General features: G+C 41.8%; 13 protein-coding genes. 6 read left to right on the top strand and 7 right to left on the bottom strand.

Features of this window, described 5'->3' with window-relative positions:
* Window positions 1-45: 45 nt before the first annotated feature.
* The 5 genes from ACDZ28_RS16120 to ACDZ28_RS16100 all read right to left on the bottom strand — a co-directional run bounded on the left by ACDZ28_RS16120 (window position 46) and on the right by ACDZ28_RS16100 (window position 5,964).
* The gene (locus tag ACDZ28_RS16120) at window positions 46-939 is read right to left on the bottom strand and encodes an ROK family protein (RefSeq protein WP_375105186.1); all 894 of its coding nucleotides are present in this window, start codon (window positions 937-939) and stop codon (window positions 46-48) included.
* Between the two features lie 21 nt (window positions 940-960).
* Entirely contained in the window at window positions 961-2,442 is a 1,482-nt protein-coding gene (locus tag ACDZ28_RS16115) for a glycoside hydrolase family 32 protein (RefSeq protein WP_375105185.1), read from the bottom strand.
* 57 nt (window positions 2,443-2,499) lie between these two features.
* Window positions 2,500-4,110 carry an ABC transporter substrate-binding protein gene (locus tag ACDZ28_RS16110; RefSeq protein WP_375105184.1) on the bottom strand — a complete coding sequence of 537 codons (1,611 nt, stop codon included), beginning with the start codon at window positions 4,108-4,110 and terminating at the stop codon, window positions 2,500-2,502.
* Between the two features lie 61 nt (window positions 4,111-4,171).
* Window positions 4,172-5,053, bottom strand: coding sequence for a carbohydrate ABC transporter permease (locus tag ACDZ28_RS16105; RefSeq protein WP_042125286.1), 882 nt, complete (start codon window positions 5,051-5,053; stop codon window positions 4,172-4,174).
* 17 nt (window positions 5,054-5,070) lie between these two features.
* A complete protein-coding gene (locus ACDZ28_RS16100) occupies window positions 5,071-5,964 on the bottom strand; it encodes a sugar ABC transporter permease (RefSeq protein ID WP_081389848.1) in 894 nt (297 codons plus the stop codon).
* Between the two features lie 492 nt (window positions 5,965-6,456).
* Between ACDZ28_RS16100 and ACDZ28_RS16095 the strand changes: the two genes are divergently transcribed.
* Window positions 6,457-7,494, top strand: coding sequence for a LacI family DNA-binding transcriptional regulator (locus ACDZ28_RS16095; RefSeq protein ID WP_339289798.1), 1,038 nt, complete (start codon window positions 6,457-6,459; stop codon window positions 7,492-7,494).
* 157 nt (window positions 7,495-7,651) lie between these two features.
* Here the strand turns inward: ACDZ28_RS16095 and ACDZ28_RS16090 are convergent, their stop codons facing one another.
* Window positions 7,652-8,701, bottom strand: a complete 1,050-nt coding sequence (locus tag ACDZ28_RS16090) for an NAD(P)-dependent alcohol dehydrogenase (protein ID WP_340968051.1) — start codon at window positions 8,699-8,701, stop codon at window positions 7,652-7,654.
* 120 nt (window positions 8,702-8,821) lie between these two features.
* Between ACDZ28_RS16090 and ACDZ28_RS16085 the strand changes: the two genes are divergently transcribed.
* The 5 genes from ACDZ28_RS16085 (at window position 8,822) to ACDZ28_RS16065 (ending at window position 13,912) form a co-directional block, all read left to right on the top strand.
* Window positions 8,822-9,223, top strand: coding sequence for a MerR family transcriptional regulator (locus ACDZ28_RS16085; protein ID WP_375105365.1), 402 nt, complete (start codon window positions 8,822-8,824; stop codon window positions 9,221-9,223).
* A 490-nt stretch (window positions 9,224-9,713) separates the two neighbouring features.
* Window positions 9,714-11,147: a spore germination protein gene (locus ACDZ28_RS16080; protein WP_375105183.1), complete on the top strand. Its 1,434-nt coding sequence runs from the start codon at window positions 9,714-9,716 to the stop codon at window positions 11,145-11,147.
* The gene (locus tag ACDZ28_RS16075; RefSeq protein WP_375105182.1) at window positions 11,123-12,259 is read left to right on the top strand and encodes a GerAB/ArcD/ProY family transporter; all 1,137 of its coding nucleotides are present in this window, start codon (window positions 11,123-11,125) and stop codon (window positions 12,257-12,259) included. The genes ACDZ28_RS16080 and ACDZ28_RS16075 overlap by 25 nt, the downstream gene beginning before the upstream one ends.
* 2 nt (window positions 12,260-12,261) lie before the next feature.
* Complete coding sequence (locus tag ACDZ28_RS16070) at window positions 12,262-13,347, top strand: Ger(x)C family spore germination C-terminal domain-containing protein (RefSeq protein ID WP_375105181.1); 1,086 nt, start codon at window positions 12,262-12,264, stop codon at window positions 13,345-13,347.
* Window positions 13,348-13,630: 283 nt separating this feature from the next.
* Window positions 13,631-13,912 carry a hypothetical protein gene (locus ACDZ28_RS16065; protein ID WP_042125271.1) on the top strand — a complete coding sequence of 94 codons (282 nt, stop codon included), beginning with the start codon at window positions 13,631-13,633 and terminating at the stop codon, window positions 13,910-13,912.
* Between the two features lie 143 nt (window positions 13,913-14,055).
* On the opposite strand, the gene ACDZ28_RS16060 is transcribed toward ACDZ28_RS16065, so the two are convergent.
* Window positions 14,056-14,319: a hypothetical protein gene (locus ACDZ28_RS16060; RefSeq protein ID WP_156114744.1), complete on the bottom strand. Its 264-nt coding sequence runs from the start codon at window positions 14,317-14,319 to the stop codon at window positions 14,056-14,058.
* Window positions 14,320-14,415 lie beyond the last annotated feature (96 nt).

The following is a 14,415-nucleotide window of genomic DNA, read 5'->3' as shown; positions in this document are numbered from 1 at the left end:
AAGGAGGCCAATTCATTACTGCACTGACCTCCTCTCTATATTCTTTTACAATTGAGCAGAAATCTGACTTTCCAGTGCTGTGAGTCCAAGAGCCAAAGCACCGCATAATCCCGCTTGTTGGCCTAGACCTGGTGGAACGATATACTCATCGATGTGTTCCAAAATAGTACTTGAGCTGACATAGCCGTTCAGATTCTGAAGCACAGCCTGACGGATCAATGGAAACAATTGTGACTGCTGCATAACACCGCCACCCAGAATGATTTTCTGAGGTGAGTTAAGCAATATAGCACCCGTAATCGACTGCGCAATATAAAATGCTTCCATTTCCCATGCCATATGATCCATAGGAAGTTCATGTCCCTTCTTCCCCCACCTTGCTTCAATAGCAGGACCTGCCGCCATCCCTTCTAGGCAGTCCCCATGATAGGGGCATCCCCCCGGGAATACATCGCCAGGATGGCGTCTCGTAAGAACATGACCCCCTTCGGGATGCACAAGACCATGAATGAGTTTACCTTCTGAATACACTCCCACACCAACACCCGTGCCAATTGTATAGTACAAACAACTGGATAACCCTTGGGCAGCGCCCCATTTGGCTTCACCAAATGCTGCTGCATTGACATCCGTGTCCCATCCAAAGGGAACCGAAAAGTTACTTTTCAAAGTACCCAGCATATCGTAATTTCCCCAACCTGGTTTTGGTGTTGTTGTAACGTAACCATACGTCGGGCTATCTGGGCGTATATCGATTGGACCGAACGATCCAATTCCGATAGCTTCTACTGGTTTGTCTTGAAAATATTGAATAACTTTGGGCAACGTCAACTCAGGATGTTCTGTTGGGAAACTAATCTGATCTTCAACTACCCCGTTTTCATTCCCGATGCCACATATAAACTTTGTCCCGCCAGCTTCAATCGCTCCAATACGCATATACAAGACTCCTCTCGGTGACTAATTCTTGTCTTGCTTAGCAGAGAGAGTAAGCTCATAGATATCCAGGGAAATCAGCAAGTCATTCTCATTATCTGCAAACACAGCAATACCTTTAGATTCTAGTCCAGGGAATATAAGATCCGTGATCACTGCCTGACCTCCATTACTGAACACCTCAACGGAAGTGTGATCCACATAAATGCGGAGATCATTTGATTCACCAAGTGCTTCGAGTTTGGCTGAATGATGTCCTGCGAAATATTCGTGGAAATCATGCTGACCTGAAGCCATCCGATCTACATAAAGCTCCTCTGTCTCACCGTTAATACCGATCACTGTTTGTTCATCCGCACCAATTCTTACTTTGAAACCTACAGATTTACCCCGAGTGAACTCAGCCATAATCTCATAAGATTCCAAGTGAATCTCTTTAAGAAGAGTATTGATTTCTTGCACGGTTGCATCTTTTATAGAAAGGACTTGTACACGAGCTGATTCCAACTCTTGTACCGGCTTCTGCACAAGAAGGGTTCCCCCTTGTCTTGATTCGAGCTGAAGTTCTCTTGCAATTGTCATCGCGCCACGGAATTCTTCTGCTGGCGTCTTGTTAGCATACATCCAGTTGCTCATCCAGCCGATAAATAGTCTTCTTCCATCTTCAGCCGGTATATCAGACCAGCTTACACCTGCGTAATTATCTCTTCCATAATCAATCCAGCGAACTTTTAGCGAATCTTCATCTGGCGTGAACACTTCTCCATCAAAATGGCCTGTGAAATACTGCGTTCTTGATCCTTCTACAAAAGCGGGATCCGCACCGATGCTCACGAGCATCACCCATTTCGTGTTCGAATGATCGCCATCAATGGCCAGCGGGAACAAGTCTGGGCATTCCCATACCCCGTCATGAGAACCGATTCCTTCTCCGAATTCACTGGCAAATGTCCAATTAATCAGATCAGGAGAATGATATAGACACACCGTTTGACCACAAGCTACAATCATCACCCATTTATTCGTATCTTTATTCCAAAATACTTTCGGGTCACGGAAATCAATAAATGTATCATGTTCAAGTACCGGGTTTCCATCATATTTCGTCCAGGTTCTTCCGTTATCTTTACTGTAGGCCAAGCTTTGACGCTGAATGGCTGGCTTGCCTTCTGGCATATCCAAATGGTGTGTAAAGATCGCTACCAGACCAGGTTTACCTTCAAAAAATCCAGTCGTATTATTCCAGTCAACTACAGCACTGCCGGAAAAAATCATCCCTAATTCATCTGGAGCGAGAGCGATAGGCAGCTCCTCCCATGTAACAAGATCCTTGCTGACCGCATGGCCCCAGTGCATAGCTCCCATGGTCATTCCACCCGGATGGTGCTGAAAGAACAAATGATATTCACCCTCAAAATAGACCATTCCGTTTGGATCATTCATCCACTTTTCCTTAGGGGAAAAATGGTACACACCTCGGTAATTTTGTTTCGCAATCGTAGACATTATTGTTTTCTCCTTTACTCCCGAACACGGCCTTCACCGCACATTATTTATAGTTTGTTATTGGGTTGCTCTATCATATCCGCCTTGTTTAATTTGAAGCCATTCTTGCAAGCCCAGACGATCCAATTCTTTCAGGTATTCATCCCATTGCGCTTCGACTTTACCGTTTTGGTACCATTCCGTGCGCATTCTAAGCACGTAGGCAAAAAGATCCGTTTCAATTGTCGTAAGGCGATCAAGCTCTTGAATAGAGTGGAATACACTTGGCATTACGTTTTCTGCTTTCATATTTGGCGCCATGATATTCTTGATAATATCCATTCTGCTTTTGGCATCATCCGGCATGGTTGTGTATTTTCCATAATAGGAATCAAGGATAGCTAAGGGTCCACCCACACTTGTTTTCTCACGTAGTTCTACAGGAGCTGCACCCTCCAATGGCAAATGTTTCAGCATTCCTTTTTCTTTATCAAATTCGAAAATATTCTGCTGCTTATCATCTCCATACGTCCCCCAGTTGTTCTGAACAGATTGAATCGGATCGAAGAGTTGATCAACCCACTTCGCTGTCGTTTCCAAGTTCTTATTGGCGCTTGTGACAACCATCTTCCCTCTTCCCAAACCAAGCGCGTTCGTTCTTGTTACGTTAACTTCTCCATCAGGTCCAGCAAGTGGAGGCATAACTTCGTAGCTGTCATTATCTCCGGTGATGTTTGCCTTATCCCATGAGAAGTAAAGTCCGTATTTCTGATCCTTTCCTTTTGCAAGGTAAGTACTCCAGTCTTGTGTGTAGGCTTCAATATCAATGAGTCCTTCTTTATACAACTCGTTAATAAAAGAAACTGCTTCCTTGTAGTCTTCTTGTGCCGCCGTAAATATCACTTTCCCATCATTGCTCACAACCGCATGGTCAGGGTTCTCACCCATTCCAAACGAAGCAAATAGGAATGCCAGATCTTCTGCTCCCGGCTTGTTAATAAAGGACAATGGAATTTCGTCAGCCTTACCGTTGCCATTTGGATCTTTTGTCTTGAATGCAATTAATACTTCCTTTAATTCTTCTGTTGTTTTAGGCATATCAAGGCCAAGCTTCTTAAGCCATTCCACATTGATCCAAGGCATACTATCTACCGCTTGGATTCTTTCTTTACCGCTACCCAGCTCTTCAATCCATGGAAACGCATAAATATTGCCATCTGGTGCCGTAATCATAGACTTATATTCCGGTGCTTCTTCCAGCACCTTTTTGAAATTTGGCATATTATTCTCGATGAGATCATTCAGCGGGACGATGGCACCATCTTTAGCAAGTTTGAGCAGCTCATAGTCACTGTAGTCCGCATTAAAAATAGCATCAGGAAGATCACCACTTGCCACAGCCAAGTTTCTTTTTTCAACAAATACGTCTTTCGTGAAATTCTTCCAATTAATATGAACATTCGTCTTTTCTTCAAGACGTTTATTAATCAGTTTTTCATTTGGATCAGTTGGGGCAAGCGGAGAGCTTTGCGTAATAAAGTTCAAAGTTACTTTACCGCTGGCATCCTGTTCTTTACTAGCTGCACTCCCCCCTCCTCCACCACCGCATGCAGTAAGGAACATAAAAGAAGCAAGTACAGTGGCAGAAGCCGCTTTCGTCGAAACTCTTGATTTCACAATTCTTTTCATAGGGTATGACCTCCAAATTAGATATGAATGAATTAATCTTTATCTATGTGCAGCCTGTTTCCTACTTAAGGGAACCGACCATAACACCTTTTTCAAAGTACTTCTGGAAGAACGGATACATAACAATGAGTGGCAAACTGGAAACAACAATGGCAGCATACTTGATGATTTCAGACAATCGCTTCATTTCCGCCATGGCGAGTTGGTCGCTGATCATGCCCGGATCTACCTGATTCTGGATCAAGATGGAACGCAACACGAGCTGCAGTGGATGAAGATTCGGATTATCTAAATAGATCATAGCGTCAAAGTAGGAATTCCACTGGCCAACAAAGGCATAAAGAGCGAGCACAAAAACAATCGGTTTGGAGAGCGGTAATACGACACTGAAGAAAATCCGCATCTCCGAAGCTCCGTCTACATTAGCGGCTTCCTTCATTTCATTCGGAACTCCTTTGAAGAAAGTTCTAGAGAGGATGATATTCCAAACATTGACCGCCCCTGGAATGATCACCGCCCATACTGTATCAAGCAGACCAAGGTTCTTAACGAGTAGATATGTAGGTATGAGTCCACCCCCAAAGAACATGGTGATAATAAACAAGGTCATGAAAAACCCTTTTCCTTTGAGCCTGTCATCGGACAGTGCGTAACCGGCACAGATTGAGACGAGAACGGTAATCATAGCAAATGAAACAGAGTATAAAACAGAGTTTCCAAAACCTCGGATCATGGCCGGATTAGAAAGAATTTTTTTATACCCTTCTAATGACCAGTCCGAAAGATTGAATGATAATCCTTTACTGAGCAGCACAGATGGATCCATAAAAGAAGCAATCACTACATAAATCAAAGGAAGTACGATGATAAGTACAGCCAGTGTCAGGAAGATCGCGTTCAGCACGACGATAAAGCGATCTAATCCGGAATGTTTAATAGGCATAGCTTGTTGCTCCTTTCTTAGTAAAGACCGTCACCCTCATTCAGTTTCTTCACGGTGAAGTTAACTGTGAGGAGCAAGACGATGTTGATGATAGAGTTAAACAATCCTACTGCGGCTGAATAGGCATAATCGCCCGACTGCAAACCAATTTTATAAACGTAAGTCGGAATGATTTCTGAGGTTGGCAAGTTCATCGCCGTTTGCATGAGGTAGGCTTTTTCGAAGCCAATTGACATAATCCCACCAGCTGCAAGGATAAATACGATAGCCATAATTGGACGAATGGTTGGCAGATCGATATGGCGTATTCTTTGTAGAAGATTAGCGCCATCGAGATTGGCTGCATTATGTAACTCAGGATCGACATTAGCAAGCGCTGCTACATAAATAATGGATGCCCAACCGGCTCCGGTCCAAATATCGGATAAAATGTAGATCGAACGGAAGTACTCAGGACGAGACATAAACATAATTGGTTCACCGGTAAGCCAGGTAAAAAACTGGTTAATCGGTCCCGTTGGGGACAAGAAGATAAACAACATCCCGACCACAACGACAACAGAAATAAAGTTAGGTGCATACAAGAACAATTGAATGTTCTTTTTGACGCCTGCACGGCGAATTTGATTCAACATCAAGGCAAGCAGAATCGGAATTGGAAAACTCAGAATTAATCCGAAGAAACTTAATTTAAGCGTATTCATAAAGATCACTTCGAAATTGGGGGAAGAAAGGAATTTCTCGAAGTTGTACAAACCTACCCATTCACTCCCCATAATACCTTTGATTGGGCTGAAATCTTTAAAGGCGATAATCGCACCATACATAGGACCGTATTTAAAAATTAGGGTCAGAATCACAGCTGGTGCGAGCAAAATATAAAGAAAGTAGTGCTTCTTTAAATAATCCATTAAGGAACTCTTATGTCGCGTCACCGTTATTCCGTGTTCGGCTTCTATTGGGTTATGCAATGCCTTTACCTCCGTTCTTATCAATGTTTACATCTTGATGCAGTAAGGGCTTTCAATCTCACTTATGTCCTGCTGCTTTTACAATTTACCAAACACTTAATCGTTCGTCAATACATTTTGTAAAAATATTTATGTGCATATGACAAATTATTTTGTTCATAAATGGCGTTAATAATTTTACATAATTACAAATACAGCCAATTTAAATAGGATTACATCCTTTAATCTCACCAAATTCTCAATATAATGAAAATAACACTATCTTTTTGCACACTTTATATCAAATAAAATGTAAACTAAATTGTGCATTTGTAAATATAATGTTGCTATTTTAGGCAAACTAATATACATTAAAGAGAGTTGGAATAATGGAAAATAGTACACGATTTGTGGCGGATATCAAGAACAAGAATATAGAGGTGAATTACATAGATGGCCAGGGAAAAAGTAACTATACAAGACATCGCAGACGCTTTAGGAATCTCCAGAAATACAGCTTCCAAAGCTTTAAATGGAACGAACGGTATACCCGATGAAACCAGAAACAAAGTAATAAAGAAAGCGATAGAGTTAAAATATAAACAGTTTGCTTTTATGGACACCGAGAGTACTCTATCAAGAAACTCTGGAAACATTGCTTTATTAACAGAAAACTTACCGAACACTTCCCATTTTGGATCGAAACTGATCAGTGGCATGGAAAAAAGAATCAGTGCAGAAGGATATAATTTATCTATGCACATTATAAGAGACGTTGATCAGGAGTCCCTGTCTCTACCAAATAATTTTGATGTCTCCAATGTAGACGGAATTATTTGCATTGAGCTATTCAATTCGGAATATACTAAGCTAATTACAAGTCTAGGTATTCCAACTATTTTCATCGACTGCTCTGCACATGTCTGTTATCCTGAATTCCAAGCAGATGTCCTTCTAATGGAGAACGAACATAGTACCTATCAACTTACTAAAAAGTTAATTGATGGCGGTTACACATCACTGGGGTTCATCGGGGATTATAATCACTGTAGGAGTTTTAATGAAAGATGGGTGGGCTTTAATCGCGCTCTGATAGAATCCGGGATTCAGCTTGATCTCTCGCAATGCATTCTCGATGACGATCGACTATTTTTCTCAAGTCCGGAGTGGGCAGATACTAGACTAAGTCAAATCGATGAGCTGCCTTCTGCTTTCGTGTGTGCTAACGATTATATTGCGGTTTCCTTTATGAAGTCACTTAAAAATAAGCTTTCCATTCCTAACGACATCGTCATTAGTGGTTTTGATAACGGTCCTGAATCAAGCATTGTAGAACCCCATCTCACTACAGTTCATATTTATAGTAATGAGATGGGTGTCAAAGCGGCCGAAATGCTGCTCTCCCGAATTAATGATCCGAAGCAACCCTATCAGGTTTCTCATATTTATACCAAACTCATCATAAGAGAATCTACACCTAATATCAGTTGATGAATTCAAAGAACCCAAGCGATTGAAATTCAATCGCTTGGGTTCTTTATTTTGGTTAGACTTCATAAGACCAGTCTACTCCCTTTATCGGGACGATAGCTCTTTATGGCATTAATCAAGCCAATGCATGATGTGATGTCAACAAAGAGGACGTCTCTTATTCGTTCCCCATCGTGCTGATGTCGATGACGAACCGGTAACGGACATCTGAAGCAAGCACACGCTCCCAGGCTTCATCAATCCGGTCAGCAGAAATGACCTCGATTTCAGATGCAATATTATGTTCAGCGCAGAAATCAAGCATTTCCTGCGTTTCACGAATTCCACCAATCATCGATCCGGCAAACGAGCGGCGGTGGCCGATCAGCGAGAATACGTTTACTGCTAAAGGATCAGCAGGCGCACCGACATTGACTAATGTACCATCCAGCGCCAGGAGCGAAAGATAGGCATCGATATTAATCTGCGCGCTTACAGTATTTACGATTAGATCGAACGAACCGGCAAGCTGTTTAAATGTCTCCGGATCGCTAGTGGCATAATAATGATCCGCCCCTAATTGCAATCCGTCTTCCTTCTTCTTCAGGGACTGTGATAAAACAGTAACCTCAGCCCCCATGGCATGAGCGATCTTCACAGCCATGTGTCCAAGTCCGCCAAGACCCACCACAGCTACTTTTTTACCAGGAGCGGCTCCCCAATGACGCAGTGGTGAATAGGTGGTGATTCCTGCACACAGAAGCGGTGCAGCGGCGTCAAGCGGAATACTGTCAGGGATCCGAACCACAAAATCCTCGGTTACGACGATATGGGTGGAATAGCCGCCTTGCGTATACTGCCCGTACCGGTCGATAGCTCCATAGGTGCCCGTATTTCCACTCAGGCAATACTGCTCCTCACCTTTATGGCAATTACTGCACTCTCCACAGGAGTCAACCATACAACCTACCCCTACCCGGTCGCCCACTGAGTACTTTGTGACTTCAGAACCAATCTGGCTGACAATTCCGGCGATCTCATGTCCCGGAACGAGTGGATAGTTGACCGGTCCCCACTCCCCCCGGGCAGTATGAATGTCCGAGTGGCAAATACCAGCGTATTTAATCTCAATAAGAACATCGTGCGGCTGCAGTTCTCGGCGTTCGATTGTGGTTAACTTAAATGGACCTTCCTGACTGAATGTAGCGCGTGCATTAACTTTTATCATAGTGAAACCTCTCTTCTGGTTAATAATAAAATCTAAAACGTCAGCTTTACAAAACATATGTTATTACTTAAAGTTAACTCTAAGTCAAGCACAAATTATATTTGAGATGGGAGATAGATGATGAAGACATACTCCATAAGTGAAATTGCAGAGTCCTTTAACATGACACCACATACCCTGCGTTACTATGACAAGGAAGGTCTTTTCCCTTCTATAGAAAGAACCTCCGGCGGTAAACGTATATTCAAACAATCCGATATGGACGCTTTAAAGGTAATTGAATGCTTGAAGTCATCCGGGATGCCAATTAAAGAGATAAAACATTTCATTGAGTGGTGCTCTGAGGGGGATTCCACCTTACAGCAAAGATATGATATGTTCCTGGAGCGGAAAGCTTCCGTAGAAGCGCAGATGGAAGAATTGAAAAAAACGATGGAAGTCATAGAACACAAATGCTTCTACTACAAGACCGCCTTGGATAGTGGTACGGAAGATGTCCATAAGTATAATGAAATAAAGTAGCAATATATCCTAATTCTGGTATGCAAAATGTAACATTATTGATTGGTATCTTCTTATTAATTGGTACATTCGCAAGTGCAATTTTGATTATAAACAAAAAGAATACACAGAATGGGAATTAATCTGCACAAGGTTCATCTATTACCTGTAGACATAACAGTGGCATAGACGACAGAACGAAAAGTGGTAAAACCCAAAAGTTTTCTCCCTACTTATGATAAAGTTCCCCTTATCACTCTAACAGCAAAAATCAAGTGATGCATAAAAATGACCCTGAACTCCACGTCTGTGGTGTCAGGGTCTTCTTCAGTCTGCAGAAATGGTTGGATTATTGAACCTCTTTAAACGTACTCGCAGCTTTCATGAACATGTCGCGTTTTTCGTTCATGCCGGTTGTATAATTTTTCGATTGCTGAGCAAGATAATACGACATATTTTGATTACTTTAAGGATGGAGAAGAAGACTATAATGGAACAATACGACCCCCAAATGAAAATTCATCAAATGTCCACATGGCTTGATGAACTAAAACAGAAATTAAACCATATGGATGATGCCGAAATTATTGAGCACAAAATAGGTACCAGTGCCTCAGTTCATCTTTTATACATAAAAACGTTAATCGATCCAGAGCGTTTAAACGAGACGATTATTCAACCACTTCATCGTTCTGCTTGCAATTCGCTTTCTTCATGCATAACCAATGCCAAAGTTTCGGAAGTTCTATCGTTCGAAGATGCTGAGCAAAAAATAATGCAAGGATTTATTCTTCTAAACGATTCAGTCAACGATCAGTGGTTAGGCGTCCAACTAGAAAACCCTCTTGGTCGGGCAGTTGAACCTTCTCAAACGGAAACGGTTATATATGGAGCGAAAGACAGCTTCAGTGAACAAATCGATAAAAACATTACAATGTTGCGCAGACGTTTGCCTATAACGACATTAAAAACGGAAAGCTTTACTATCGGTTCACTGAGTAAAACAAAAGTTGTGTTACTGTACATAGACGGATTAACTAATCCAGAATTTGTTTCCCTTGCAAGAAAGAAAATTGAAAGTGTGGATTTCGATCAATTTTTAGACTCCTCTCAGCTTGCAGCTTTTATTGAAGATCATAACCATACGGTCTTTCCGCAATTTCTACAAACGGATCGGCCGGATGCCTGTGCCTACGCCTTAGGTGAGGGAAAGCTGACGCTATTGGTTTCCAATTCACCGTTTGCCTTAATTGCTCCCATTACTTTTTTCCATCTAATCCAATCGCCGGAAGACTACTTCCTTCGTTGGCCGGTAGCCAGTTTTTCACGTTTAATCCGGTACGGAAGTTTTATTGTTTCTTTGACGATGATTCCTTTTTATGTTGCGTTAACGACATTTCATTACCAAATGATTCCGCTGCCGATTCTTTTCGTATTATTGGAATCGAGAGGCAAATTGCCCTTTACTCCGTTTACGGAAGGACTTTTCATGATCGTAACGCTGGAAATCATCAAAGAAGCAAGTTTGCGAATGCCGACCAAAACCAGTCAAACGTTAGGGGTTATCGGTGGTATCGTCATTGGACAAGCTGCTGTAGAAGCAGGCTTCGCAAGTAAAGTATTGATAGTGTTGATGGGTATATCCGCTATTGCTTTCTTTTTAGTTCCCAATTATCAAGTGACAAAATCCATGGTGCTGTTGCAAATTCTTCTTCTTATCCTTGCATCGTTTCTTGGGTTGCCGGGAATCGTGATCGGGCTAATCGGGATTCTTGCACATCTCCATGCGTTAACGTCATTAGGTCAACCTTATTTAGCACCGATCGCTCCTTTTTATGGAAAGGATTGGAATGACCTCTTTATTCGCGGACCTTTAATTTGGATGAAAACGCGTCCGAACTATCTAAAACCACTACGGAAATGGCGACAGGAGATGAAGAAGTGAAGAGTTTATCCTTATATAATCGAACTTCCACCCTTGGCGGTATCTATTTCCTTCTCTTAGTCAATCGCATGCAAATGCTTAATTTTATTTTAATCATGCCGGTTTATTTAGTTCATCCGTATATGGTTTGGGGAATTGTCGCAATGGGGCTACTGTCCCACCTTAATTTGATGATGATGTCCAAATGGTTTACTTCCAGTTATGCAGCGAAAGGCTATCAAGGATTTTTACAGCTTTTCGGGAAAAGGACGGTTCAAGTTTTCGCAATACTTGGATTTTTGCTAATATTATTAAAAATTTCAATCATCACACTGGGATACGTTGAAATGCTTCATAATTTTATTTTTCCATCTATGGATAAAAGATGGCTGATCTTAATCATTCTTTTGATCAGCTTATATGTGGCTTCACATGGAATGGAGAATACATTGCGTTTTGTCGTCATCGCCTTTCTTTGCGGGGCTTGGATCTCAGTCATGTTTATTCCTTTTTTCTTTCAACCGGATGCAAATTACCACGATTTGTATCCTCTCATACCCACCGAATGGTCAGGACAATCATGGCAAGGTTTGTTGTTTATTTGGTCGGCATTTTCCGGTCCGGTATATTTGGTTTTTATGGTTCCATGGTTAAGCTCCAATAAAAAAATATCGAAATATCTGGTCATTGGAAACATGCTATCGATCATGGAATATTTATTATTGTTCGTTACTTCGGTATTATTTTACGGTTCGTATTACTTACGCAAGATCGATTTTCCGATAGGATATATGGGAAGCTACATTCAAACGAGCGGTTTAGAACGAATCGATTACATCCTTATCTCTTTCCATATGTTTAATTATGTGTTTGACATATCAATTCTTCTGTTATGTTTTTATGGAGCCGGAAGAATCTTTATGAGAAAAATGAAAGAACGCACGACTCGGATTGGATTTTGGTCGAGCTGGCTCGTCATTTTGATAAGCATCATCTTAATGGATCAATGGTTATGGCAAACGGTTCCGGGTCAAAATATGTTACTGAACATTCAAATCTGGATCAGCTCATGCATTTATTTACTTATTCCTACGATCCTTTTCACTGCAGTTAAACGAAAGGAGCGTATGTAGGCATGGTACCATATAAGCACTATGGTTTATTGGCGATTGTAAGCCTTATGTGGATGGCCGGCTGTTCTTCTCCATATGTCGAGAACAATAAGATCGAAGAGATTGCTCCGGTAGTTTTCTGGTCGGTTGACAAGGGGACGGAAGGAAAGTTAAAAATCAGCACTTTAGTACCACCGCTCATCCAAGAAAAAAAACGTCTTCTCTCCAAGGAAGTCAACCTGTTAAAGCAGGGAGACCAGAAGTTTAATTTAATTTATTATCGGGAATTGAAACAGGGGCAGCTGCGAATGTTATTAATTAATGAAGAGCTGGCAAAAAAAGGAGGTATTGAAAAGCTGATCAATACGATACTGGTTGATCCCGATATTTCAATGCGTGTCTATTTGTTGATTATCAGAGGCGATTTTGATGAATACATAAAAAATCAATTGACGAAGCAAGAAAACCAAGATTATTTTCTTTATCAGATGTTAAAGCATTACGAGGAGCATAATCAAGGTGAAATGAGCATCGTCAATATTCATACATTTATGAAGAAGGTATATTCCCCTTTTAAGGATCCCATCCTGCCGGTTTTTCATTCGGATAAGAACAATTTCAATTACGTAGGAACAGCCATCTTCCAAAACGATAAAGAAGTAATGGTCATTCAGGACGTGGACGATAATATTTTCCAACTTCTGGATAACGATCATTTCCTAAAAGTCTTGGCCATTCCAAAGTTATCTATCAGTTTAGGACGTATTCGATCCAATGTTGGCGTGAAACTATCGCGGGATTATTCATCCTTGTCTTTACATGTGAGATTGAACGCAAGAATAGAAGAATACCAGGGAGAAATGAATATTCAAAGTCAGGAACAATTGGAACATTTAATTCATGAGGTTGAGGTCTACCTTGAGGAACAGACGTCAGATTTATTAAAAAGAATGCAACGGTGGAAAGTAGATCCCTTAGAGGTCGGAACCCATTCGCTTAAGCCGTTTTCTAAACAAATAACGGAAGAGCAATGGTTGAAATATTGGGAAAATATGAAAATTAATGTTGACTACGAGATCAAAGTACATCCTTTAAATTGGAGCGGTTGAAGTGAGGTAGCGTCAAGAAGTTTGTGTAAGCTAGGGAAAGTAATTCTTTAGACTGTATGGGTGGTATGGGTGGTATGGGTGGTATGGGTGGTATGGGTGGTATGGGTTGTAGGGTGTTCTTTGGAGTGAATTCAATAGGCATCGTAAATCACCATCAAAGTCGGTGGACAAATGCAACGGTAGAAGGTCGATACATCGCATTAAAGCCTTACGGAGGACGTCGGGTGTGCAGTTCAAACTCTGTCAAGGCGCGTAAAACCAATCTAGAGCAAAGGCTCATAGAATGTACTTCCGACCCGATTCCGTCGAAACTGGTGCAGCGGTTGCTGGGCCAATCCCACTCGCTGCTGCTCTCTTCTCCCCGGAGACGCAAAAGGCTCTTTTCCAGAGCGTCATCAAGCAAATTCATTTCAGTATCGCGAAGGACATGCGAAGCATTGAACTGGAATTCAACCCGCAGGTGCGACAGCATTTTTTTAAACTGACCCCTTCTGCCAAAACGGCGGAAGGGGCTTTTGCTGTAATTCGGCAAAAGTCCCCGTCGAGGTACATCATTATTCTGTAGTAAAAATTAACTCGCAGGAGCCGGTTTACGCACCATTCCAACCAAAGCTTGCTTTACGTTCTTGAAACCAGCTTCCTTTAGCGCCAATATATTGAGGCAAGCAGTGACACCTGCACCACAATAAACGATGATTTCTTGGTCCGCTAGGAGAGCCCTCCTCCCAATAATAATGGATCGCACCGGGGATATGACCAGCCTTGGTGTACTTGCTTGTATCCTTGCCCGTTTAGCGCTCTGGTACCCGCAAGTCGATTAGCACCCTGCCGGCTTGACCGATTCCATTCTTTACCTCGCGCATTGCAGCCAGCAGGCTCTTCTATCCCCTCCGTCTGGCTAGTGTTGTTCCCCCATTCATCATAGCTATACTCATTTACTGTTGTTCCACACTTATTAACCATCTGCATCACGTCTCAGTGCCCTTATACAGCTAATAATCTGTACTTGCGGTCTTGTCCCTTTTTACCAGCACTCTATCGTGCCACTTACTGACTTAACAAAAAAAG

Origin of the sequence: Paenibacillus sp. RS8, assembly GCF_041956825.1 — a bacterium.
In the GTDB taxonomy this organism is placed as follows: Bacteria; Bacillota; Bacilli; order Paenibacillales; family Paenibacillaceae; genus Paenibacillus_AQ.
The sequence above is the reverse complement of the archived record's forward strand: the minus strand, read 5'-3'. Positions and strand labels throughout refer to the sequence as shown.

Excerpts from the sequence above, each read along its gene's own strand:
- ACDZ28_RS16120 (WP_375105186.1), bottom strand. The coding sequence starts at position 939 with ATGCGTATTGGAGCGATTGAAGCTGGCGGGACAAAGTTTATATGTGGC.
- ACDZ28_RS16115 (WP_375105185.1), bottom strand. The coding sequence starts at position 2,442 with ATGTCTACGATTGCGAAACAAAATTACCGAGGTGTGTACCATTTTTCC.
- ACDZ28_RS16110 (WP_375105184.1), bottom strand. The coding sequence starts at position 4,110 with ATGAAAAGAATTGTGAAATCAAGAGTTTCGACGAAAGCGGCTTCTGCC.
- ACDZ28_RS16105 (WP_042125286.1), bottom strand. The coding sequence starts at position 5,053 with ATGCCTATTAAACATTCCGGATTAGATCGCTTTATCGTCGTGCTGAAC.
- ACDZ28_RS16100 (WP_081389848.1), bottom strand. The coding sequence starts at position 5,964 with ATGGATTATTTAAAGAAGCACTACTTTCTTTATATTTTGCTCGCACCA.
- ACDZ28_RS16095 (WP_339289798.1), top strand. The coding sequence starts at position 6,457 with ATGGCCAGGGAAAAAGTAACTATACAAGACATCGCAGACGCTTTAGGA.
- ACDZ28_RS16090 (WP_340968051.1), bottom strand. The coding sequence starts at position 8,701 with ATGATAAAAGTTAATGCACGCGCTACATTCAGTCAGGAAGGTCCATTT.
- ACDZ28_RS16085 (WP_375105365.1), top strand. The coding sequence starts at position 8,822 with ATGAAGACATACTCCATAAGTGAAATTGCAGAGTCCTTTAACATGACA.
- ACDZ28_RS16080 (WP_375105183.1), top strand. The coding sequence starts at position 9,714 with ATGAAAATTCATCAAATGTCCACATGGCTTGATGAACTAAAACAGAAA.
- ACDZ28_RS16075 (WP_375105182.1), top strand. The coding sequence starts at position 11,123 with ATGGCGACAGGAGATGAAGAAGTGAAGAGTTTATCCTTATATAATCGA.
- ACDZ28_RS16070 (WP_375105181.1), top strand. The coding sequence starts at position 12,262 with ATGGTACCATATAAGCACTATGGTTTATTGGCGATTGTAAGCCTTATG.
- ACDZ28_RS16065 (WP_042125271.1), top strand. The coding sequence starts at position 13,631 with ATGTACTTCCGACCCGATTCCGTCGAAACTGGTGCAGCGGTTGCTGGG.